Below are 20,859 nucleotides of genomic sequence, written 5' to 3' on the forward strand. Positions count from 1 at the left end.
CACCCTTTTTGTGCCTCTTTTGTGTGCGTCGACTTGAGTCGGGGCTTGTCAAGTTTCCTCCTCCGGGTTATATAAGAAGGCACAGGGCATCGCACCGATGACACCGCAGAGAGGAGTGGACTGTGATGCTCATGCGTACCGACCCCTTCCGCGAATTCGACCGGCTCGCGCAGCAGGTCCTCGGCTCCACCGCCGCCACCTCCCGCGCCTCGGCGATGCCGATGGACGCCTACCGGTCGGGGGACGACTTCCTCGTCCACTTCGACCTTCCCGGCATCGACCCGGAGACCATCGAGCTGGACGTCGAGCGCAACGTCCTCAACGTGCGCGCCGAGCGCCGTTCCCCGGCCCCCGAGGGCGCGGAGACCGTGGTCGCCGAACGTCCCACCGGCACCTTCACCCGCCAGCTGTTCCTCGGGGAGACGCTGGACACGGAACGCATCGACGCGTCGTACGAGGCCGGCGTTCTCACCCTGCGCATCCCCGTGGCCGAGCAGGCCAAGCCGCGCCGCATCCAGATCAGCGGCGGCGACAGCCGCAAGCAGATCGGCACCTGACCGCAGCACCCCCCGCAACGCGTCCCGCGAGCACCGGCAGCACCCCGCGGCCGGGCCGCGGGACGCGCCCACGCCCGTCCGCGCCGGTGCGCGACCAAGGCCCCGCAGAAGGAGAGGAGCCGCACACCATGACCACCCTGACCCCGCACAGCCCCGCCCTCACGAGCCCGGAAGCGGTGATCCCCGCCCCGCGCCGCGACCACCCTGCCCGCGACGACGGCTGGCGTGAACTCGTCGACGCGGTGCGGGAGTCGGGCCAGTACCCGACGAGGACGGAGGCCGAGAGCGTCACCCGGACCGTCCTGTCCGCCCTGGGCGGCCACGTCGTCGGCGACGAACGCGTGGACCTGGCCCGGGCCCTGCCCGAGCAGGCGGCGCGGGTGGTGGCGTCCCAGATCCCGGCGACCCGCAGGCTCACGGCGGCGGAGTTCGTCGACTCCGTGGCGCGCCGCATCGAGGGCGCGACCCCGGCCACGGCCCGCTGGGACGTCAGTTCGGTCCTGAGCGTTCTGCCCGCGCTGGTGGGCGACGCCCTGGTGACCCGCATCCTCGCCCAGCTGCCCCCGGGCTACGCGCTCCTCTTCGGCCGGGCGGAACTGGCCCCGGCGGAGTGACCGGCCCCGCGGACGGGCGTCCGGCGGGGGCGCGGCCTGCCGCCGGACGCCCGAACCGGAAACCGTTCGACGGCCACCCTCCCCGTACGCGATGCTGCGAGCCGGAAATCGCGGCAACGCACCGTCCACGGAGGACCGTTGAGTCAGCTGAACCCCACCATCCGCCACATCACCTTCGACTGCACCGGCGACCCGTACGACCTCGCCCGGTTCTGGAGCGAACTGCTGGGCAGGCCCGTGTCCGACGACGACAAGCCGGGTGACCCGGAGGCCCTGATCGAGGATCCGGACGGCGGACCCGGGCTGCTCTTCGTCCGGGTGGGGGAGGGCAAGGTCACCAAGAACCGCCTGCACTTCGACCTGCGGCCCACGGGCCGCACCCGCGCCGAGGAGGTGGCCCGCGCCATCGGCCTCGGCGCCCGCCAACTGGCCGACCACATCCGCCCCGACGGCAAGGGCTGGGTCACCCTGGCCGACCCCGAAGGCAACGAGTTCTGCGTGGAACGGGGTGAACTGGACTGACCGCCGCGCGCAGACACGAGGGAGCTACTCGATGACCATCCGCAGGATCATGCCCGACGTCCAGGTCGCCTCCCAGGAGGCCATGGACGCCAGCAAGTCCTTCTACGGCCTGCTCGGATTCGAGGAGGCCATGGACATGGGCTGGGTGGTCACCCTGGCCTCCCCGGCCAACCCCACCGCCCAGATCAGCTTCTTCACCGAGGAGCGCACCGCACCGGTGGTCCCCGACCTCAGCGTGGAGGTCGAGGACGTCGACGCGGTGTACGAACAGGTACGGGCGTCCGGCGCGGAGATCGTCCGGGATGTGAGGGACGAGGAGTGGGGCGTACGACGGTTCTTCGTGCGCGACCCGAACGGCCGCGTCGTGAACGTCCTGACCCACCACGCGCGATGAGCGGGGCCCGCACCCGCGGGCACGCTCAGCCGCGCCGGTCGGCCACCGCCCACGAGGCGAGGGCCACGGCCCCCGCGACCCCGAAGACCGCGGGCCAGGCCCCGACCTTCTTCGCCAGCGGATGCGACCCCGCGAACGCGGCGACGTACGCCACCGACAGCGCTCCCGCGGCCTTCCCGCCGGCCCGTTCCCGCCACTGCTGCGCGGCGGCGGCCCCGGCGGCGGCGAGGACGACGCCGCCCAGCTGCCGCTTCCGGGTCCAGCGGGCCACGCCGTACCCGCCGACGAGTCCGCCCGCGGCCACCACCGAACTGGGAATCTTCGCCATGCCTGCCTGCCTCCTGCCACGACGCCCGCAAGGGCGGTCTCTCACCGACGTCCGAGGCTAACGCCCCGCCGGATGCCCGCCGCACCGGGCCACCGCACCCGTCGGCACCCGCTTGAGCGTACGATCGTACGCATGCCGACGGACGACTACTTCGCGAACGATCCGCGCACGAACCTGGAGCGCATGCTCGCGGGCGACCTCTACATCGCCGACGACCCGGAGATCGCCCGCCGGCAGCGGCAGGCGATGCGGCTCGCGGCCCGCTACCAGGCCGCGTACCTCGAGGACGGAGCCGAGGCCCGGCGGATCCTCGCCGAACTCCTCGGCTCCGCCGGGGACGACATCGACGTACGCCCGCCCCTGTACGTCGACTACGGCAGCAACATCACCATCGGCGCCCGTACCTTCGTCAACTACCACCTGACCGCGCTGGACGTCGCCCGCATCACCATCGGCGAGGACTGCCAGATCGGGCCCGACGTCCAGCTCCTCACCCCCACGCACCCCGTCGAACCGGGACCCCGCCGCGACAAGCTGGAGGCCGCGCTGCCCATCACCATCGGCGACAACGTCTGGCTCGGCGGCGGAGTCATCGTCTGCCCCGGGGTGACCATCGGCGACAACTCCGTCATCGGCGCCGGCGCGGTGGTCACCAAGGACATCCCCGCCGACGTCGTGGCCGTGGGCAACCCCGCCCGCCCCGTCCGCACGCTCTGACGGCCCCCGCCCGCCATGGCCACCGGACACACGGACCCGCAGCGCCGCGACCGCATCCTCGCCGCCACCCTCGACCTCATCACCGAGGTAGGCGTCGCCGGCGTCTCCCACCGCAAGATCGCCGCCCGCGCGCAGGTGCCCCTGGGCTCGATGACGTACCACTTCACCGGCATCGACGACGTGCTGCTGGCGGCGTTCACCGGCTACGCCGACCACGTGGTCACCGTCTTCGAGCAGCACCTCGCCGACGTCACCACCCCCGACCAGGCCCGGGAAGCGGTCACCGACCTCATCCACACCCTCTCCGAGGGCCCCGGCCGCGACCTGATCCTCACCCAGGAGCTCTACACCCTGGCCGCCCGCCACGAGCCCTACCGCGCCCTGTGCCGGCGGTGGATGCGGCGCAGCCGCGACCTCCTGGAACACCACTTCGACCCGCCCACGGCCCGCCGGCTCGACGCCCTCATCGAGGGCCTCACCCTCCACCGGGCCCTGGACGACGACCCGCCCGACCGGAACCTGACCCGCGACGCGGTGCGGCTGATCACCGGCCCATGCGGCCAGGCGGCGGAAAAAAATTCCGGCGGAGATGTCGAGAACCCTCGTCCGGCTCCGTCCCCGGGGTGAACGCGACCACAATGGCCGCACCGCACCGAGGAGACACACCATGGCCAAGTACCTGCTGCTGAAGCACTACCGCGGCGCCCCGACCGCGGTGAACGACGTGCCCATGGACCAGTGGACGCCGGAGGAGATCTCGGCCCACATCCAGTACATGAACGACTTCGCGGCCCGGCTGGAGAAGACGGGCGAGTACGTCGACGGCCAGGCGCTCGCCCCCGAGGGCACCTGGGTCCGGTACGACGGCGAGGGCCGCCCGCCGGTCACCGACGGCCCCTTCGCCGAGACCAAGGACCTCATCGCCGGCTGGATGGTGATCGACGTCGACACCTACGAACGCGCCGTCGAGCTGGCCGGGGAACTGTCGGCGGCCCCCGGGGCGGGCGGCAAGCCCATCCACGAGTGGCTCGAACTGCGCCCGTTCTACGGCGTGTCGCCCACCATCACCGAGTGACGCCCCTCATGGACGAGGCCCTGCTCCGCCGCCTCACCCCGAGCGTCCTCGCCGTCCTCTGCCGCCGTGGAGCCGACTTCGCGGCGGCCGAGGACGCCGTACAGGACGCGCTGGTCGAGGCGGTCCGCGTCTGGCCCGCCGACCCGCCGCGGGACCCCAAGGGCTGGCTGATCACCACGGCCTGGCGCAAGTTCCTCGACGCGACCCGCGCGGACACCGCCCGCCGCCGCCGCGAGGACCGCGTCGAGGAGGAACCGGCACCCGGCCCCGCGCCCGGCGTGGACGACACCCTCCAGCTCTACTTCCTGTGCGCCCACCCCTCGCTCACACCCTCCTCCGCCGTCGCCCTCACCCTGCGCGCCGTGGGAGGGCTCACCACCCGCCAGATCGCCCGCGCCTACCTGGTGCCCGAGGCGACGATGGCGCAGCGCATCAGCCGCGCCAAACGCACCGTCTCCGGCGTCCGCTTCGACCGGCCCGGCGACGTCGCCACCGTGCTGCGCGTCCTCTACCTGGTCTTCAACGAGGGCTACTCCGGCGACGTCGACCTCGCCGCCGAGGCCATCCGGCTCACCCGGCAGCTCGCCGCCGCGATCGACCACCCCGAGGTGGCCGGGCTGCTCGCCCTCATGCTGCTCCACCACGCCCGGCGCGCCGCCCGGACCGCCCCCGACGGCAGCCTCGTACCGCTCGCCGAGCAGGACCGCAGCCGGTGGGACACGCGCATGATCGCCGAGGGCGTCACGATCCTCCAGGCGGCCCTCGCCCGCGACCGCCTGGGCGAGTACCAGGCCCAGGCCGCCGTCGCGGCCCTGCACGCCGACGCGCCCACCGCCGAGGAGACCGACTGGGTCCAGATCGTCGAGTGGTACGACGAACTCCTGCGCCTGAACGACAGCCCCGTCGTCCGGCTCAACCGCGCGGTCGCCGTGGGCGAGGCCGACGGGCCGCGCGCCGGCCTGGCCGCGCTCGCGGAACTGGACGACTCCCTGCCCCGCCACACCGCGGCGGCCGCCTACCTCCACGAACGCGACGGCGACCTGGCGACGGCGGCACGCCTCTACGCCGAGGCCGCCCACAAGGCCCCCGACCTCGCCGAACGCGACCACCTGACCCGCCGTGCCGCCCGCCTGAACACGCGCCTGCGCAGCTGACGGACGACCCGGCGGGAATTCCCCTCACCCACCGCCGTGTTGATCACGGCATGACTCAGCGACCAGGCCCGCGCCCCCTCTCCGACGAAGCCCTCTCCGACCTCCTCGCCGCCCGGCAGTTCGGCACGCTCGCCACCGTCAAGCGCAGTGGCCACCCCCATCTGACCACCATGGCGTACAGCTGGGACCCCGAGGCCCGCGTGCTGCGGTTCTCGACGACGGCGGACCGGGTCAAGGTCGTACACCTGCGGAACAACCCGCGCGCGGCGCTGCATGTGCAGGCCGGCGACCCGTGGTCGTTCGCCGTCGCCGAGGGCGAGGCGGAGGTCTCCGCGCCCACGACGGCCCCCGGCGACACGGTCGGCCGCGAACTCCTCGCCACCGTGCCGCAGTCCGCGAGGCCGGAGGACGAGCAGGCGTTCCTCGAGCAACTGGTCGCCGAACGGCGGGTGGTCGTCCGCCTGAAGGTGGACCGCCTGTACGGGACGGCGCTCGACATCGAGGGCTAGGACGGCATCCCGGTCCTGCGGGCCGAGCTCTACGACGACGTGGTCAACGGTTCCCGGGCCGACAGCCGCCCCTGGCGGCCGATCACACCAGTGCCTACTCCTCGCGAGCTCCGTCATCCGGCGTCACAGCGACGATCGCCACCGTCGGAGGTGGTGGCGACGGCGTGTACACACACGCCACGGCCAACCCGGGCATGTTGTCCCGGGGTTCGATTCTCGTCTTGCGCACCTCTGCGCCGTCCCGACGCGGAGGCCCGAGACGCACCCCGAGGCGCGGCGCTTGTTCGAGCTCCTGCCGCAGGGCGTCCAGCGCCTGTTCGGCTCCCAACTCCTTCGCCCGCTGAGCAGCCCGCACGGTGACTGCAGCGATCACACCGCTCACACGCGCGGATCCTCCTGCTTCAGCTGGGCGGACAGGTCGAGGCCTTCCTGTATGGCGAGCTCGAAGTCGGGGTCCTGGTAGAGGCGAATCCGGCCTCGGTAGTCGACGATCACTGTCGCGACAGCGTTGAGATCGGTCTCGGACGAGGCCTCCAGCGCACGCTGCAGATCCGCCTCAAAGGCCTCCTGATCTCCCGGAAAACCCTGACCGGACCGAAGAGCAGCCCTGATGTCGCCAATGGTTCTCAACGGCAGCGGTGCGGTGATCGGCGTCTCTGCGTGCTCTGCGCTCACGGTCTCGCACTCCTAGATCCTTCTGTCCTACGCAGAGTGTCCTACATGTCCGCATGCTGTGCAGCTGTCGCTGAAAACAGAGGGCGGAAGTCTCCTGCTCGAGGTCCCCTGCTCGGCAGGGTCGAGCCGGGCGTGTGGCCGAAGGTGCGGCGGAAGACGTCGATGAAGGTGCTGGCGGACGACCAGCCGCACCGGTGGGCGACCGCGGTGACGGAGGCGCCGTCGGCCAGGAGGACCAGCGCGTGGTGCAGCCGGATCTGGGTGCGCCACTGCGGGTAGGTGAGGCCGAGGTCGTCGCGCAGGCGGCGGGAGAGCGTGCGGGCGCTCGCGCCGACCTCCCGGCCGAGCTCCTCGAGGGAACGGCTGTCCGCCGGGTCGGCGCGCAGGACGTCGTACAGATCCCGCAGCACGGGGCTGGTCGGAGTCGGCAGGTGCAGCGGCTGCTCCGGGGACGCCTCGAGCTGGTCGAGCAGGACGGCACGCAGCCGCAGCCGGGCCGGACTGTCGTCCTCGGGGGCACGCGTGTACGCCACGATGAGCTCGCGCAGGAGAGGGCTGACGGCGAGGACGGCCGGCTCGTCGAGACCGAGCGGGTTCACCTCGGCGGGCAGGCCGACGAGATGAAGGTCCAGTTCGCCGTGCGCGGTGTGGCGGTGGACGGTGCCCGCCGGAATCCAGATCGCGCGGGTGGCGGGCGCGACCCAGGAACCGGCGCCGGTGGTGACGGCGATGGTTCCCCGGCCCGCGTAGACGATCTGGTGGTCGTCATGACGGTGGGCGTCGATCTCACCGCCGGACGCGAGACGCTGCGTCCGCGTCGGCGCGACCGGCGTATGGCGGATTTCCTGCATCACTTGGCAATCTACCGAAAGCGGGACACCGGTCACGCCTCCAGCATGGACCGGGTGCGAAAGAACACACCGATCCTCCTGCTGGCCGTGGGCCACGCCTGCGTGGACGTCTACCAGGGCGCCGTGGCGGCGCTGATCCCGTTCTTCGTGGCCGAACGCGACTACACCTACGCCGTCGCCTCCGGCATCGTGCTGGCCGCGTCGCTGCTGTCGTCGGTGGCCCAGCCGGTGTTCGGCGTACTCACCGACCGCTGGGCGATGCCGTGGCTGCTGCCGGTCAGCACCCTGCTGAGCGGCGTGGGCATCGCCCTGAGCGGCCTGACCGGCTCCTACGGACTCACCCTGGCCTTCGTCGCCGTCTCCGGCATCGGCGTGGCCGCCTACCACCCCGAGTCCGCCCGCGTGGCCCGGCAGGCCGGCCGGGGCAGCCACACCGCGATGAGCTGGTTCTCCCTCGGCGGCAACATCGGCTTCGCCCTCGCCCCGATCCTGGTGTCGCTCACGGTCGGACAGGGCTCGCTGCGCTGGACACCGGTGCTGGTGCTGCCCGCGCTCGCCGGAGTCGCCCTGTGCGTGCCGGTCCTCCGGATCCTCGGCCGGCACCCGGCCGGGACCCCCGGCAGGAACGCAGCCCCGGTCGCCGACGACGTGCCCGCGTTCGTGAAGCTGTCCCTGGCCGTGATCTTCCGCTCCATCGTCTTCACCGGCCTGAGCACGTTCATCTCCCTCTACGCCCAGCAGCGCATGCACGGCAGCACCGCCGCGGGAACCGGCGCCCTGTTCCTGCTGTTCCTGGGCGGCGCCGTCGGCTCGGTGCTGGGCGGCTCCCTGGCCGACCGCTACGACCGCGTCCGCGTCTCCCGCTGGTCCTACCTGCTCTCGGTCGTCGCCGTCGCCGGAGTGATCCACACACCGGGCCCGACCATGTTCCTCTTCGTGGCCCTCACGTCCGTCGGCCTGTACGTCCCCTTCTCCCTCCAGGTCACCCTCGCCCAGGACTACCTGCCCTCCCGCATCGGCACCGCCGGCGGCGTCACCCTCGGCCTCACCGTCAGCGTCGGCGGCCTGGTCAGCCCCCTGCTGGGCCGCCTGGCCGACGCCACGTCCCTGCACACGGCCCTGACACCCCTGATCGCCATGCCCGCCCTGAGCTGGCTGCTCTTCCTCGCCCTGCCGGAGCCCCCGGACGTCCACAAGCCGGGGCCCGAGCCGGAGGCGACGACACCGAAGCGGGCCGGTGACACCCCGCCGGAACGGGCAGTGCGCCCGGATCCTCGATGACCGTCCCGGAGTGTCAGACCGCCCAGATCTCGGCCTCCTCGGCCGGGACGGTGGAGGTCGGCTGGGCAGGGACGCCGACGTCCCCGCGCACCGGGCTCAAGCCCGCAGGCGCATCAGGAACCCTGGCCGGCGGTCGACGCCGTGTCGGCCGCGACCTCGCGGACGGCCGGCTCCGTTGCAGCGGGCGGCGTGCGGTAGGCGCGGAGGGGCGCGTTGGCCGCGGCCACGACGGCAATCGCCAGGACGGCGGACAGTCCGCCGAAGACCAGGGAGAAGGAGGCGGAGGTGGCCGACGCCAACACGCCACCACGGAAGTTGCCGAGTTCGGGGCCCGCGACACCGATCACGTGTTCCACCGAGGAGACCCGGCCCCGGTACGCGTCCGGGGTCTCCAACTGGACCAAGGCACCGCGGGTGACGACGGACGCGGTGTCGGCGGCCCCCGCCACGGCCAGGCACCCGAGCGCCAGCCACAACGGCCCCGCCAGTCCGAAGCAGGCCAGCGCCAGGCCCCAGACCGCGGCCGCGGACAGCTGGACCAGGCCGCCACGGCGCCGGCGCGTCACCGTGCCGGAGAGCAGACCGGCCGTGATCCCCCCGACCGCGACGGCCGAGAGGAACAGGCCGAGGGTCTGCGGGTTTCCCTCGAAGCGGATCTCGTTGACCAGCGGGAAGAGCGCGACGGGCATGGCGAGCAGCGTTGCGGACAGGTCGGTGGCCATCGACCCCCACAGCGTCGGGCGGCGCAGGACGATCCGCCAACCGCCGCGCTCCGGCCGGCGCCAACCGCCACGCTCCGGCCGGCGCCTGCCGCCGGCCGCGTCGGCGCCTTCGGGCCGCATGGCAGGCAGGCGGGTCAGCGTGAGCATGGAGACCGCCGTGGCCACGGCCTGGGCCGCGTATGCGGCACCGAGGCCCCACCTTGCGATGATCAGCCCGGCCAGCGCGGGCCCGGCCAGCATCGCCGCCTGGAAGGAGACGTTGGTCAGCGCGAGACCGGCCGCGACCTGGTCGCCCGGCAACAGTCTGACGGGGAGGGTGCGCCGGGCAGGAGCGCCGAGAGCGCCGCAGCTCGTCCCCACGGCCACCAGGACGAGCAGCAGCAGCACGTTGCGGTTGTCCGCCACGGCCTGGGCATACAGCCCTGCGGCGGCCAGCAGTTGGCCCGCGGTCGCGGCCCGTACCACCGCACGGCGGTCGAAGGCGTCGGCCAACGTGCCGCCGAACAGCCCGAACAGCACCATCGGCAGGCCGGTGGCGAGCCCGATGGCACCGGTGCCCACCGGGCTGCCGGTCAGGTCCCAGACCTGGGCCAGCACCGCCACGTTGGCCATCTGTCCACCGACTTGGGAGAACGAGGTGCCGATCCACAGGTCGCGAAACGGCTGACTGCCGCGCAGCGGGCGGGTGTCGAGGAACCGGACGCGGACGCGCCCTCTCATCGCGGTGGCTCGACGAGGTGGTGGAGGATCCGCTGCCGCATCGACCGGCGTTCCAGCGCCCGCCGCACCTCCTCCACAACGGTGGTCATCGCGTAAGGGACCTCGCGGTCCAGCTCGGCGACCGTCTCGTGCGTGGCGCGCCACTCCGCCTCCAGGAACGGCACCAGCGACCGGCCGCGCTCGGTCAGGTCGATCCGCCGGGTGCGGGCGTCGGGCCCCGGCTCGGACGTGACCAGCCCCTCCTTGCGCATGGCGGCGACGGTCTGGCTGATCGCGGAGTGCGAGCGGCCGAGGGACTTCGCAAGCTCGCGAATGGTCAGTGGCCCGGTGTGGGCGAGCCGGATCAGCGGATAGGCGAACCGGGGCCGCACCCCCTCGATGCCGCGCTCGACGTAGACCTGCTCGATCTCGGCGTCCATGGCTGCCAGGAGCTCGTGCAGGGCATGCCAGGGATCGGGCAGCGCTGTGGGATCCGAATTTGTCACAGCGCTAATATAACAGCCCTGCGATAATCGGGGATGCAGCTCAGGTCAGGAGCAGCCCGACGCCGATCATGAGGGCGGTACCGGCCAGCACAGCGACGACCAGGACGGTGCGCTTGCCTGCACCGCGAAGACGCAGGGCGAGGGCCGACGGGCCGATCGGAGCGGTCCTGTTGTCGTTCATATCCGTCTCCCTGATGATCCAAATGCTCTTGATTCGGGTGACTCGGTTGTTCAGGAGGCGTCTTGCCGCAGGGCGTCCCGCAGTCGCAGTAGTTCGAGGCGGCGGTGCCGCGCCCGTACCAGGGTGAGCATCGCGGCGGCGATGAGGACGACCCCGCCCGTGGCGGTGGCCACCAGGTCGGCGGTGCTGCCTCGGACGGCGGCCAGCGCCACCCCGGCCAGGGCGGTCACCACGGCCGCCGCCAGTGCGATCCGGGCGGACAGCACCCGGTCCCGGGCGAACAGCGGCCGACGTCTGCTCAGCACCCAGCCGGCGAAAACGGCCCAGACCAGCCCGATCGCGATCAGTCCGGCGAAGGCGGCCTGCGTACGCGGCGGCGGCGCCTGCGGCTCGGTGGCCCACAGCACCGCGATCACGGCCGCGCCGCATCCCCCGGCCAGGCCCACCGCCACGTGGCGCAGCCGGGACCGCAGTGACACCTCCGCGGCCAGCACGCGCTCCAGTTCCTCGGGCACCGCCCGCTGCGCCGCGCGGTTCTGCTCGCTCATGCCTCGTGTCCCTTCTCGGCCAGGTGGTCGCGCAGCATGCGCCGGGCACGGTGCAGCCTGCTCTTGACCGTGCCGGCCGGTACGCCGAGCACCTCCGCGCAGGAAGCCAGCGGCAGGTCCTGAAGGTGGAAGAGGATCAGCACCTCGCGCTCCAAGGGCGGCAGCGCGGCAAGACCCGCCTCGATCCGCATCGTGGTGAGCACGTCGCTGAGCTCGTCGTCGGCGACGACAGCCGTGGCGTCCTCCATGGCAGTCTCCGGCGCCTTGTACGTCTGCCGCAGATGGTCGGTGACCGTGCGCCGGGCGATGGTGAACAGCCAGGGGGCGAACCGCTCCGGCTGCCGCAGCCGCGGCAGGCCGCGCACCACGGCGACCCACGCCTCCTGCGCGAGATCGTCCGCGAGGTGCGAAGAGCCGACCATGCCCCGGACATAACGCCACAGCGGGGGGTGCCACACCGCCACCAGCTCGCGGAACGCCTCCCGCTCCCCGAGCCGGCAGCGCACCACCAGCAACTCGTTGTTGCCCACCACACCTCCCTGCGCCGCACCGTCCGTCCCCCAGACAGTCGGCGTCCCGGGCGGAAAGGTTCACAGAATCCTGCACATCCGGTCGACGCACCGGTCGGAAGCGGACAGGGCCCTATCGGACAGGGCCCTGTCGGACAGGGCCTAGAAGAGCGCGGCCGCCCAGTCCTGCGTGAGTGCCTCCCGGACCGTGCGCATCCACGGGCTCCGAACGCCCGGCAGCCGGACCAACGTGTGCTGGAACGTGCCCCGGTCGGGCCGGAACAGGCAGTTCGGGCGCGGCGGAAGCGGGTCGTCGCGGAGAACGTCCTCGGGCAGGCCGCCGGACGCGGGCATGGCCAACTGCGGCTGCGGAGAGACCAGCCACAGCCACACGCCCAGCGGCAGGGGCACCGGATACGCGGACGCGGCCGGGCCGCCCGCCGTCCACACCCGTCCCGTCCGGGGATGGACGGGTACGAGGACGATGTCGACGCCGGTGTCGGGGACGGGCCGTCCCGGTCCGGCCAGGGCGGCGCGCCGCGCGGACGGGCCCGCGGGCAGCAGGGCGTCGAGCGCGCGCTGGAACACGTCCGAGGCCGGACCGTCGGGCACCTTGACCGGCCGCCCTTCCGAGGCCACCAGCAGGTGGGCGAGCGCCTGTCCGGCCGCCGCCTCCCACCGGGGGCTCCACGACCAGTAAGCACTCGTCCCGGCCCGCCCTCCCCACGTGGCGATCGGCTCGAACGGGGGCGTCCTCTCGCCCTTCTCCACCAGCTCCGCCCAGGACGGCGGCGCGGCGTGGGAACCGTCGACGAGCAGTCGGCGCACGGCATCCGAACCGAGCCGCACGGCCTGCCAGAGCGAGCAGTCGTCCACCCTGGTCGCCACGGGCAGCCCGCACGCCTCGCACACCAGATTGGGCCCGTCGGCCCCGTCCAGGCCACAGCAGGCACCGTCGCGCTTCTCGAGGATCAGCCGGGTACCGCGGACATCACCGGGCGCGATGACGTACGCCCCGGCCGTGCTGTCGGACAGGGCGTGGACGGGCGCGTAGATGCCACGCGCTTCCGCCGCGCCCGGATCGACCTCGTCCCACAACCGCCACGGACCTCCCCACGGATCCGGATCCACGGCGAACGTCCCCGCCTCCATGAGCACCGGGAGCTGAACACCGTTCCCGTACACGTGCATGGGGCGGAAGGACGACCTCGGACAGGGGCACGGTCAACTCGGCCCCGCACCCGGCACACACGAAGACGAACACGGGTCCCTTCCTGTGGGAAACAGGCGCATCGTCGCAGCTCGGCGGCAGGTGAGGCCAACGTGTTTTCTCGCCCGCTCAGGCAACGGCACCGCCCACCGTCGTGGAGCGTCCATGCCGCCGCTGTACGACGAGCGGAAGGATGGATCGGTTGGGAGCTCCTCAAACCGACCGCAACGGGTCCCGCATCATCGCGGCGAACACCGGTGAATCGGCGAAGGGCTGCTGTTCGCCGATCTTCTCGTATCCCGGCCAGGTGGCCTGGCGCGGCATCGACCACAAATGCGGCGAACAAGTCATGCTGACTGAGCAGTGCGGCGAAGGCTTCCTGGCAATGCCTGAGCCAAGGGCCGGCAGGCACGTCTCTGGGCGTAGTCCAAGGTTGCGTCGGGCACGTCAGCGACAGCTGGCGCATTCGGGCGAGTTCTCCGGCATCGGCGACCACCGCTCGTCGCACGGTTACGCTCACGGCAGGTTCTCCCCTCCACGAGTGAGTTTCTTGATTGCCACCGCCGCGACACGCTCCGTATTCTGCTGGCAACGCGTTGAGGGAGACGAGTAGCCACGGATCACCTGAGCAGAGAGAGCTGCCGGAAGCTGGGAAGGCGGTCTCAGGCCCCGAGGTGAAGACCCTCCTGAGCGCGGGGAGGAACGACCCCGTCTGGTGGTCCAATGCCCCGCCGGCCGGCCCCCGTCACCGGGCCTGAACGAGGTCGCCACTCTGTGGCGGCGAAAGTGCGGTGGCACCGCGAGTTGCCCTTCTCGCCCGCACTCCCAAGGGATCATGACGATGTCCTTCGGAGGACCGCAATGATCCGTAGCCGCGTACACGTCTCCGACCTGCGAGAACACGTCGGCCGTACCGTTTCCGTTTGCGGATGGGTGAACACCCTCCGCCTGCAGCGCAGAATGCAGTTCGTCATTGTGCGGGACAGCACCGGCATGGTGCAGGTGACCCACAAGCGTGACGACGGTCCGCTGGAAGCCCGGCTCGAGGCTCTCACACCCGAGTCCGCCGTAAGGATCACCGGCCGCGTCGTCGACGCGGCCCAGGTCAAGCTCGGCGCCCTGGAGATCATTCCCGAATCGGTAGAGGTCCTGAACCTGGCCGCCGCACCGCTGCCGATCGACGCCCACACCGGCTTGGAGCAGCGGTTGGACTGGCGTTTCCTGGATGTGCGCCGCCGTCCCGCCACCCAGCTGATGTTCGCCGCGCAGACCACCTTGGAACAGGGCATGCGCGAGTACGCCTATTCACAGGGCGCCACCGAAATGCACACCCCCAAGCTCATGGGAACCGCCTCGGAGTCCGGTGCTGAGGTCTTCAAGCTCGGCTACTTCGACCGGAGCGCCTACCTGGCACAGTCGCCGCAGTTCTTCAAGCAGATGGCGATCGCGGCGGGCATCGACAAGGTCTTCGAGATCGGGCCGGTTTTCCGCGCCGAGCCGTCGTTCACCTCCCGGCACGCCACCGAGTTCACCGGTGTCGACGTGGAGCTGGCCTGGATCGACGGCGTTGAGGACGTGATGGCATTCGAGGAGCGCATGCTCGCCCACGCGATCGCAAAGGTCGCCGACGCACATGGTGAGGCGATCACCGAGCACTTCGGCGTCGAGGTCACCGTGCCCGCAGTGCCCTTCCCTCGCATCACCATGGCAGAGGTCCACGAAATCCTGCGCAAGGGTGGCTGGGACCCCGCAGGGGTCAAGGAAGACCTGGACCCTGAGGGCGAGCGGAGCATCTCGGCTCACATCAACGAGGCGACCGGGCATGAGTTCGTGTTCATCACGCACTACCCGGTCAGTATCCGGCCCTTCTACCACATGCGTCCGGCCGAGGACCCGAGTGTGACCTTGAGCTTCGACCTGCTGTGGAAGGGCCTGGAGGTCACCACGGGCGCGCAGCGCGAGCACCGGTATGACGTGCTGCTGAAGCAGGCCGTCGAAAAGGGCATGAGCACCGCGCCGATGCAGGACTACCTGAACGCTTTCCGGTACGGGTGTCCGCCGCACGGGGGCCTGGGCATGGGTCTCGGGCGGGTGCTGATGGTCATGCTCGGTCTGGAGTCGATCCGCGAGGCGACCTTCCTGTTCCGCGGGCCGAACCGGCTTACTCCGTAGCCGGCCGGGGGAGCGTCCCACAACACGGGCAAGCGCCTTGTGTCGTGGGACGCCGACGCCGTCTCAGTAGCGGACATTGCCCAAGTCGTGAGTCCACGCCTCTGCGGGGTTCCTGTCCCAGTAGGACCGCAGCGCCAATTCCCGCTCGGAGAAACGCCCCTGGTGGCACAGACCACCGTGAGAGAGGGTGATGCTCATGGCGAGCTCCGACTCGGTGGTGACCCAGTGGGGTGTCAGAGCGTGGCTCCACAACTGATCTCCGGGCCGCATGGTGACGGAGTGGCGATCGGCCGCGTCGTGCTCGGGCGGTTCCTCACCGGTCGTCTCGCCGATGACAGCGGCGTGCGCCGACAGGTGCTTGTCGGGGTCGAGGTAGCTGTGGAACGTCTTGGTGCCGTGTATCTGCCAGACCAGTCCGTGCGAGTTGTCATTGTGGTACGTCGAGGACGCGCCGTCCGTGGACAGAAACAGGATGGGTGCCAGGCGCTGCCAGGTGAAACCTCGGGCCGACAGGTGGGTACGCCAGGGAACCATGACCTCTTCCTGGAAGCCGTACAGCGCGTTGTCGTAGAAGCGACTGGGATTGAAATGCACAAGCCGGAACGGCCAGGTCACGATTTCATCGAGTGGGGCGGTGCGGAACGCGGCCGTGCGGTCCATGCGCACGCGCCAGTCTTCGTCCCCGAGGATCGTGAACCGAACCTCCGCGTCCTTGCGGACGTGGTCCAGGATGTCGGCGGCGGGCAGGAACGCGTAGGTGAAGGGAACGTCCAGCGGGAAATTCGGCGGCTGACGCCACCGGTAGGTGAAGTCGTCAGGTGTCGTGAGCCTCATGCAACAGTCCATGGAGTCGTGTGGCGGAATGCCGCCCTCACACCTGCGTAGCGCACGACGTACTGCGTTCGTCGGACGTGATGGCAGAGCGGCAGATCGCAGCGCAGTCCGGGGTCACCTGGTCCTGCGGCGGAGTGGTCAGGAACTGTTTGATCTCGGCACGGGGTGCGTGGACGCTGACCGACGCTCGGCCGTAGGGACAGCGCCGTATGCGCCCGTCAGCGGACACGTAGGCGGTGCCTGAGCGGCACGACCAGCGCGCACCCCTTGTGGCAGGCAGCTGAAGATCCCGCAGCTCGTCGAGGTACTCCCGGTACCTCCTGGACAGATTGAAGTAGCGGCCCAGCACGTCGGCGTCGAGATGGTGCTGGACCAGATACTGGGCCACCGACATGCCACTGCGGCGCAGCGCGCGCTCATCGAGGACCACCGGGCTGAACTGGACCCCTACTCCTGCTTCAGTCGCGAGACCGGCCAGCTCCCGGCACTCGCTGTCGCTCAGGTCCCAGCAGGTGACGTGCAGGATCTTCGTGTCAGTACCGATCGCGCGCAGCGTGTCGATGCCCGAAGCCGCAGTGCGAGTAGTGCGCCCCAGCAGCATCGCGGCTTGTGAGTCGGCGGAGACGGTCACGTTGGCCATCAAATGCGCCACCATGGAGAGGGCGACGACCTCTGCCACGGTCCGAGCCGAGGTGACCATCGACACCGACAAACCGAATTGGCGGGGTAGCCGTACGAGCTGCTTGAGCTGTGGGTGATGGGTCGGTTCGCCGCCCGTCAGGCATACCCCGTGAACGCCCGTCTCTTTCAGCCGCGACAGTGTGCGGGTGTAGGTCGCGATGTCGAGGAAGCCGTGAGCGCGGTCAGCGCGGAAACAAAAGCCGCAGGCTACCTTGCAGTGCCCTGCCGTGGAGATCAGCGCGGTGCGGACGTGTGCGCTCATTGCACCCCCGTGTTGTCCCAAATCGCGATCTCCACAGTGCTCGTGTAGAAGGCGCACATCTCGGGGTCCGGGGTATCGCCACCAATGAGGGCTTGCTCGTTGCGGGAAGGGCCGCCACAGACGGCGAGGGCCGGACAGTTCCCGCACTCGGTGATCGGGGCGACCTTCTTGGCCACGCCCGTCAGGCTGTCTGTATCGGCTCGCACCTCGTCGAGGGTGCGCTGGAATGACGGCTCGGTGAAGTTGATGTCGCACAGGCTGACCCGGTTGCCAGGCAGCAAGGCGGCGTTCAGACTTCGGTCACTCTGCATGTGGTCGAACAGCATCGGCCGGCGGGTATCCAGAGCCTGGAAGGCGCGGTCCAGGACGGAGAACAGCATCCCGCCGCGTGCCAGGGCGGCAAGCCGGGCCTCGTACAATTCACTTGCCAGCTCGGTGCCCTTGACTTGCCAGCGGCCCGCTGTAGGGATGGGCGTGTTGACGTAGATGAACTTCAGCCCGAGCTCTTCGGTGATCCACCGAACGGTTTCGGCGAGACGTCCGATGTTCGCGGCCGTCGGGGTGAGGTTGCAGCCCACGTGGAGTCCACCGGCCTCGATGAACCGGGCGATGTTGTGGCGAATCCGATCGTCTGCGGGCCGGCCACCGAGCAGCCGGCGGTGCGCGGAGTTGATACCGGGAGGGCCATCGATGGAGATGCCGACTCCGTACCCGTAGGCAGTGAAATGGTCGAGAGCATCGTCGGTCAAGCGGGCACCGTTGGTGACGACTGTGCGCCGCACCCTCGCCACGCCGTAGCGGTCGGCGAGCGTGTCGGCGAGCTGGTCGCCGTACTGCATGAGGTCGAAGCGGATGGTCGGCTCGCCGCCGAACCACTGGATGGACACCTCCTCCTGCCCGGCGTTCCGCTCAAACAGGAACTCCAGCCCTCTTGAGAGCTCATCCTTCGTCATGTCCGGCTTACCGGTGTTCGTGTCGACGAAGCAGTAGGTGCAGGCCATATTGCAGCGGTCGGTGAGGACCACGCGCAGGCCGCTGATGCGGGAGGGAGCGGCATCGAGGCCGAGCAACCGAAGCCGGTCACGGAGTGCTTCACGCCGGTCGGCCCCGGGGCCATCGGGGGTGAAGCCGAGCCCTGCGAGGGCTTGATGGGTCGCAGTCGGGGGGACCCCAGCGAGGTCATGGACCTCGCCGGAGTTGATGAACACACTGTCCAGCGTGACCGGATCGAGGAGAACCGCTTCCCCGTCCCGCTCGTACTGGAAGTATTTCCCCCACAGCATCCGGGGGGCAGCCATGTGGTCAGGCCGCCGTTTCCTCTTCGGCGATTCCGAGCTCGCCCATGACCTCACGGACCTTCGCCTCGGCGGCGGCCTGGAGCTTCGCGGATGCGGCCGGTGAGCCACCGTCGGCGAGGACGATTACACCGGGCAGCGTCGGATTCGGCGCGATGACCGTGATCCCGGCGGGGTTGGTGCCAATGACCATAATCGCGTTCCTCAGGTCGACCCAGTCGGTGCGCTCCCTGAGCGCCTCGATGATGCGGCCCTGCTTCTCCTCGAAGGAAGCGCGTTCCCCCATCCACACGCCTGCCTTGGACTTGGAGTCCACGACGTCCGCGTAGATCAGGTGGTCCTTCTTCTCTCTCCTGGCTTGAGGCATGGGTGATCCTTCCGATGGGCTGGATGTACTCGATCAACCTCCGGAGTCCGGCGGGTACCGGTCTCGCTCGGGGAGTAAGGGTGAGACAGCGCTGGTAGCTGCTTCGCAGTGATGTGGTGACATCATGCTGACTCGTGAAGCCCTGTACGAGGACTCTGACAGGACGTCAAGAGGACAACACCGAGCCCTTGTTGACACCCCAGGGGCACGTTTGCGCCACTATGAGGACTTCAAATGCCGTTCCCTGGCGAGAGCTCGTCCTGGAGGAGATCCATGGTGCGTCCCGCGGGCAACATCAGGCTGAAGGCTGCTCGTCTGGCTGCCGGATACAGTTCGCAGCAAGCTTTGGCCGATGCCATCACCAAGGCCGCGCCAAGCCTGGGCGTCAGGGGACTGGCTGTCGGCGTCCGGCAGATCCGGCGCTGGGAATCCGCTTCACCGCCCTGGCCGCAGCCCGATGTGCACCGGGTGTTGGCTCACCTTCTGGGGCAGAGCATGGAAGACCTCGGATTTACACCTCCGTGGGCAAACATGCGAACTCGGCCCAGCGCCGCACCCGACGCCGTGTCTCGTGTACCCCTGATCGGAGCCAGGCTGGCTTCCGTCCCTGTTCAAGGTGGAGTCACAACCCAGCCGACGACGGTCGGCAGGGATTTCGAGAAGGTCACCCGTGCGCATCGGCACATGTACTGGTCAGTCGCTCCTGCCGTGCTGCATCCGGCGATCCTGGAGCATGCCCGCCTGGGGTGCGCCCTCCTTCCGGAGACGGCGAACCCTGCCCGTCAGACCATCGCCGCCGCACTGGCCGAGTCCTACCTGCTGGCCGGCCGTATCGAATTCTTCGACCTGCAACAACCGGGACAGGCTTCAGAGACCCTCCTGCGTGCTCTGCAGGCGGCCGGGGAAGCGGATGATCCGCTCCTCGGAGCGGCCATCCTCGCGCACATGGCCTTTGTCCCCGGCTGGGCGGACGACCGGGCGGCGGCGGCGGAACGCATGCTGGCCGCCCGTACCTACGCCCGCCGAGCGCACGCATCGGCGGAGTTCTGGGCGTGGCTGGACGCCGTCGAGGCAGAATGTGAGACCCGCTGCGGAGATCCTCACGCAGCTCTGCGCTTGATCCGCCGCGCCGAAGGCACCCTCGCCGAGAGCTCTGAACATGCCATGCCCGAGTGGGCGGACTGGTTCAGTCCAGTCCGCCTGTCCGCGTTCAAGGGCAACACTCAGTTGAAGGCCGGCCACTTGCCGCAGGCCCGCCAGACGCTTCTCGACGTACTCGACGGCCTGCCGTCCGAGTCGGACAAACAGCGCACTGTGGTCCTTGGTGATCTAGCCGCGGTCGAAGCCGCAGACGGACTACCGGAGAAGGCATGCGGATACGCCATCATGGCCCTCGATCAGTTGGCCATCACCTGGTACGCCACCGGGATGGACCGCATCCGTGAGGTCCGGCGCATGCTCGTTCCCTGGCAGAACGAGCAGTGCGTCCGGAACCTCGATGACCGTCTCTACGACTGGGGGACCACGGTCAGCGCTCTTCAGCGTTGAACTTCGTGATCCTCTCCAACAGTTCCGCCAGTGAATCAACGCGCATGGTCGTAATGGCATCCGCATCCGGATCCCGCTGCTGAATGGTGCCCCAGGGGCCGCGCCGGATCAGAGCGGTCAGGAGTCCTGCTTGCACGGCAGGGCGGATGTCGTTGTCGAGACGGTCACCGACGTAAAGGATCTCGCCGGGCTCAGCAGGTGTCGTCTCGATGACACGCTCGAAAAACCTTACGTCCGGTTTCGATGCCCCCCAGTCGTCACTGGTGGCGATCATGTCGCAAGGTAGTTCCAGTCCACGCAGCAGGGCGCCGGCTCGCACGGTCTGATTCCCGGCGATGCCAACCCACAGCCCCGCTTCACGCAGGGAGGCCAGGGTGGGCCGGACATCCGGGTAGAGGTCATCCTCACCGAACCACTCCGGCTGCCCCGCAGCCGCGCGCTTCTCCCGCTCCTCAGTCAGGTCGAACCCCGGCCGGAACTCCTGGAACGTCTCGCGGTAGTCACGCCCTTGCGCGATGACCGCCCCGAACATCGCCGCAAAGGTGTGCCGTGGCACTCCCAGCCAGTCCGCCCACGTCCCGTACTCCCGGGTCTCGTCAACAAGGCACTCGCCAACATCGAATACGACCGCACGAATCATGCTCCGCA

At 70.0% G+C, this 20,859-nt stretch carries 25 protein-coding genes and 2 pseudogenes; 13 read left to right on the forward strand and 14 right to left on the reverse strand.

The window, feature by feature from the left end; all coding sequences use genetic code 11:
• The first annotated feature begins 125 nt into the window (after positions 1 to 125).
• The 4 genes from ACZ44S_RS24360 (at position 126) to ACZ44S_RS24375 (ending at position 2,087) form a co-directional block, all read left to right on the forward strand.
• Positions 126 to 557 carry an Hsp20/alpha crystallin family protein gene (locus ACZ44S_RS24360; protein ID WP_466932421.1) on the forward strand — a complete coding sequence of 144 codons (432 nt, stop codon included), beginning with the start codon at positions 126 to 128 and terminating at the stop codon, positions 555 to 557.
• A gap of 128 nt (positions 558 to 685) precedes the next feature.
• Entirely contained in the window at positions 686 to 1,171 is a 486-nt protein-coding gene (locus ACZ44S_RS24365; RefSeq protein WP_466932422.1) for a DUF2267 domain-containing protein, read from the forward strand.
• A gap of 147 nt (positions 1,172 to 1,318) precedes the next feature.
• Positions 1,319 to 1,693 carry a VOC family protein gene (locus tag ACZ44S_RS24370; protein WP_466932566.1) on the forward strand — a complete coding sequence of 125 codons (375 nt, stop codon included), beginning with the start codon at positions 1,319 to 1,321 and terminating at the stop codon, positions 1,691 to 1,693.
• A gap of 31 nt (positions 1,694 to 1,724) precedes the next feature.
• The gene (locus tag ACZ44S_RS24375) at positions 1,725 to 2,087 is read left to right on the forward strand and encodes a VOC family protein (RefSeq protein WP_466932424.1); all 363 of its coding nucleotides are present in this window, start codon (positions 1,725 to 1,727) and stop codon (positions 2,085 to 2,087) included.
• 25 nt (positions 2,088 to 2,112) lie between these two features.
• On the opposite strand, the gene ACZ44S_RS24380 is transcribed toward ACZ44S_RS24375, so the two are convergent.
• Positions 2,113 to 2,415 (reverse strand): hypothetical protein, encoded by a 303-nt coding sequence (locus tag ACZ44S_RS24380; RefSeq protein WP_466932426.1) that lies wholly within the window; start codon positions 2,413 to 2,415, stop codon positions 2,113 to 2,115.
• Between the two features lie 132 nt (positions 2,416 to 2,547).
• Here ACZ44S_RS24380 and ACZ44S_RS24385 point away from each other — a divergent pair, with 132 nt between their 5' ends.
• The 6 genes and pseudogenes from ACZ44S_RS24385 to ACZ44S_RS24410 form a co-directional block, all read left to right on the forward strand.
• A complete protein-coding gene (locus ACZ44S_RS24385; RefSeq protein ID WP_466932428.1) occupies positions 2,548 to 3,132 on the forward strand; it encodes a sugar O-acetyltransferase in 585 nt (194 codons plus the stop codon).
• A gap of 15 nt (positions 3,133 to 3,147) precedes the next feature.
• Positions 3,148 to 3,759 (forward strand): TetR/AcrR family transcriptional regulator, encoded by a 612-nt coding sequence (locus tag ACZ44S_RS24390; RefSeq protein WP_466932430.1) that lies wholly within the window; start codon positions 3,148 to 3,150, stop codon positions 3,757 to 3,759.
• Positions 3,760 to 3,799: 40 nt separating this feature from the next.
• Complete coding sequence (locus ACZ44S_RS24395; protein WP_466932432.1) at positions 3,800 to 4,207, forward strand: YciI family protein; 408 nt, start codon at positions 3,800 to 3,802, stop codon at positions 4,205 to 4,207.
• Between the two features lie 8 nt (positions 4,208 to 4,215).
• Positions 4,216 to 5,361, forward strand: a complete 1,146-nt coding sequence (locus ACZ44S_RS24400) for an RNA polymerase sigma factor (RefSeq protein ID WP_466932568.1) — start codon at positions 4,216 to 4,218, stop codon at positions 5,359 to 5,361.
• Between the two features lie 50 nt (positions 5,362 to 5,411).
• Entirely contained in the window at positions 5,412 to 5,870 is a 459-nt protein-coding gene (locus ACZ44S_RS24405; RefSeq protein ID WP_466932434.1) for a PPOX class F420-dependent oxidoreductase, read from the forward strand.
• Positions 5,871 to 5,876: 6 nt separating this feature from the next.
• Positions 5,877 to 5,960, forward strand: a pseudogene (locus tag ACZ44S_RS24410) (GNAT family N-acetyltransferase); the annotation flags it as partial.
• A 288-nt stretch (positions 5,961 to 6,248) separates the two neighbouring features.
• Here ACZ44S_RS24410 and ACZ44S_RS24415 read toward each other — a convergent pair.
• Positions 6,249 to 6,545: a DUF6247 family protein gene (locus ACZ44S_RS24415; protein WP_466932436.1), complete on the reverse strand. Its 297-nt coding sequence runs from the start codon at positions 6,543 to 6,545 to the stop codon at positions 6,249 to 6,251.
• A gap of 41 nt (positions 6,546 to 6,586) precedes the next feature.
• Positions 6,587 to 7,396 carry an AraC family transcriptional regulator gene (locus tag ACZ44S_RS24420; RefSeq protein ID WP_466932438.1) on the reverse strand — a complete coding sequence of 270 codons (810 nt, stop codon included), beginning with the start codon at positions 7,394 to 7,396 and terminating at the stop codon, positions 6,587 to 6,589.
• 54 nt (positions 7,397 to 7,450) lie between these two features.
• Between ACZ44S_RS24420 and ACZ44S_RS24425 the strand changes: the two genes are divergently transcribed.
• Complete coding sequence (locus tag ACZ44S_RS24425) at positions 7,451 to 8,677, forward strand: MFS transporter (RefSeq protein WP_466932570.1); 1,227 nt, start codon at positions 7,451 to 7,453, stop codon at positions 8,675 to 8,677.
• Positions 8,678 to 8,790: 113 nt separating this feature from the next.
• Here the strand turns inward: ACZ44S_RS24425 and ACZ44S_RS24430 are convergent, their stop codons facing one another.
• The 6 genes and pseudogenes from ACZ44S_RS24430 to ACZ44S_RS24455 form a co-directional block, all read right to left on the reverse strand.
• Positions 8,791 to 10,119, reverse strand: coding sequence for an MFS transporter (locus tag ACZ44S_RS24430; protein WP_466932440.1), 1,329 nt, complete (start codon positions 10,117 to 10,119; stop codon positions 8,791 to 8,793).
• Positions 10,116 to 10,604 carry a MarR family winged helix-turn-helix transcriptional regulator gene (locus ACZ44S_RS24435; RefSeq protein WP_466932442.1) on the reverse strand — a complete coding sequence of 163 codons (489 nt, stop codon included), beginning with the start codon at positions 10,602 to 10,604 and terminating at the stop codon, positions 10,116 to 10,118. The genes ACZ44S_RS24430 and ACZ44S_RS24435 overlap by 4 nt, the downstream gene beginning before the upstream one ends.
• Positions 10,605 to 10,644: 40 nt before the next feature.
• Positions 10,645 to 10,785: a hypothetical protein gene (locus ACZ44S_RS24440; protein ID WP_466932444.1), complete on the reverse strand. Its 141-nt coding sequence runs from the start codon at positions 10,783 to 10,785 to the stop codon at positions 10,645 to 10,647.
• A gap of 50 nt (positions 10,786 to 10,835) precedes the next feature.
• Entirely contained in the window at positions 10,836 to 11,333 is a 498-nt protein-coding gene (locus ACZ44S_RS24445; RefSeq protein WP_466932446.1) for a transmembrane transport protein, read from the reverse strand.
• A complete protein-coding gene (locus tag ACZ44S_RS24450; protein ID WP_466932448.1) occupies positions 11,330 to 11,863 on the reverse strand; it encodes an RNA polymerase sigma factor in 534 nt (177 codons plus the stop codon). The genes ACZ44S_RS24445 and ACZ44S_RS24450 overlap by 4 nt, the downstream gene beginning before the upstream one ends.
• A 141-nt stretch (positions 11,864 to 12,004) precedes the next feature.
• Positions 12,005 to 13,106, reverse strand: a pseudogene (locus ACZ44S_RS24455) (hypothetical protein).
• 807 nt (positions 13,107 to 13,913) lie between these two features.
• Here ACZ44S_RS24455 and aspS point away from each other — a divergent pair.
• Entirely contained in the window at positions 13,914 to 15,224 is a 1,311-nt protein-coding gene (aspS, locus tag ACZ44S_RS24460; RefSeq protein ID WP_466932572.1) for an aspartate--tRNA(Asn) ligase, read from the forward strand.
• Positions 15,225 to 15,287: 63 nt separating this feature from the next.
• On the opposite strand, the gene ACZ44S_RS24465 is transcribed toward aspS, so the two are convergent.
• From ACZ44S_RS24465 to ACZ44S_RS24480, 4 genes are read right to left on the reverse strand one after another with little or no spacing between them, the layout of a single operon-like run.
• Positions 15,288 to 16,058, reverse strand: a complete 771-nt coding sequence (locus ACZ44S_RS24465; protein WP_466932450.1) for a hypothetical protein — start codon at positions 16,056 to 16,058, stop codon at positions 15,288 to 15,290.
• 37 nt (positions 16,059 to 16,095) lie between these two features.
• Positions 16,096 to 17,001: a radical SAM protein gene (locus tag ACZ44S_RS24470; RefSeq protein ID WP_466932452.1), complete on the reverse strand. Its 906-nt coding sequence runs from the start codon at positions 16,999 to 17,001 to the stop codon at positions 16,096 to 16,098.
• Positions 16,998 to 18,299 (reverse strand): radical SAM protein, encoded by a 1,302-nt coding sequence (locus tag ACZ44S_RS24475; protein ID WP_466932454.1) that lies wholly within the window; start codon positions 18,297 to 18,299, stop codon positions 16,998 to 17,000. Before ACZ44S_RS24475 ends, ACZ44S_RS24470 begins: the two co-directional genes overlap by 4 nt.
• 4 nt (positions 18,300 to 18,303) lie before the next feature.
• A complete protein-coding gene (locus ACZ44S_RS24480; RefSeq protein WP_466932456.1) occupies positions 18,304 to 18,663 on the reverse strand; it encodes a hypothetical protein in 360 nt (119 codons plus the stop codon).
• Positions 18,664 to 18,936: 273 nt separating this feature from the next.
• Here ACZ44S_RS24480 and ACZ44S_RS24485 point away from each other — a divergent pair, with 273 nt between their 5' ends.
• Positions 18,937 to 20,211 carry a transcriptional regulator gene (locus ACZ44S_RS24485; RefSeq protein WP_466932458.1) on the forward strand — a complete coding sequence of 425 codons (1,275 nt, stop codon included), beginning with the start codon at positions 18,937 to 18,939 and terminating at the stop codon, positions 20,209 to 20,211.
• Here the strand turns inward: ACZ44S_RS24485 and ACZ44S_RS24490 are convergent.
• Entirely contained in the window at positions 20,192 to 20,851 is a 660-nt protein-coding gene (locus ACZ44S_RS24490) for an HAD family hydrolase (protein WP_466932460.1), read from the reverse strand. The genes ACZ44S_RS24485 and ACZ44S_RS24490 overlap by 20 nt on opposite strands.
• Between the last annotated feature and the right edge of the window lie 8 nt (positions 20,852 to 20,859).

It is taken from the genome of Streptomyces malachitofuscus, from assembly GCF_055571035.1.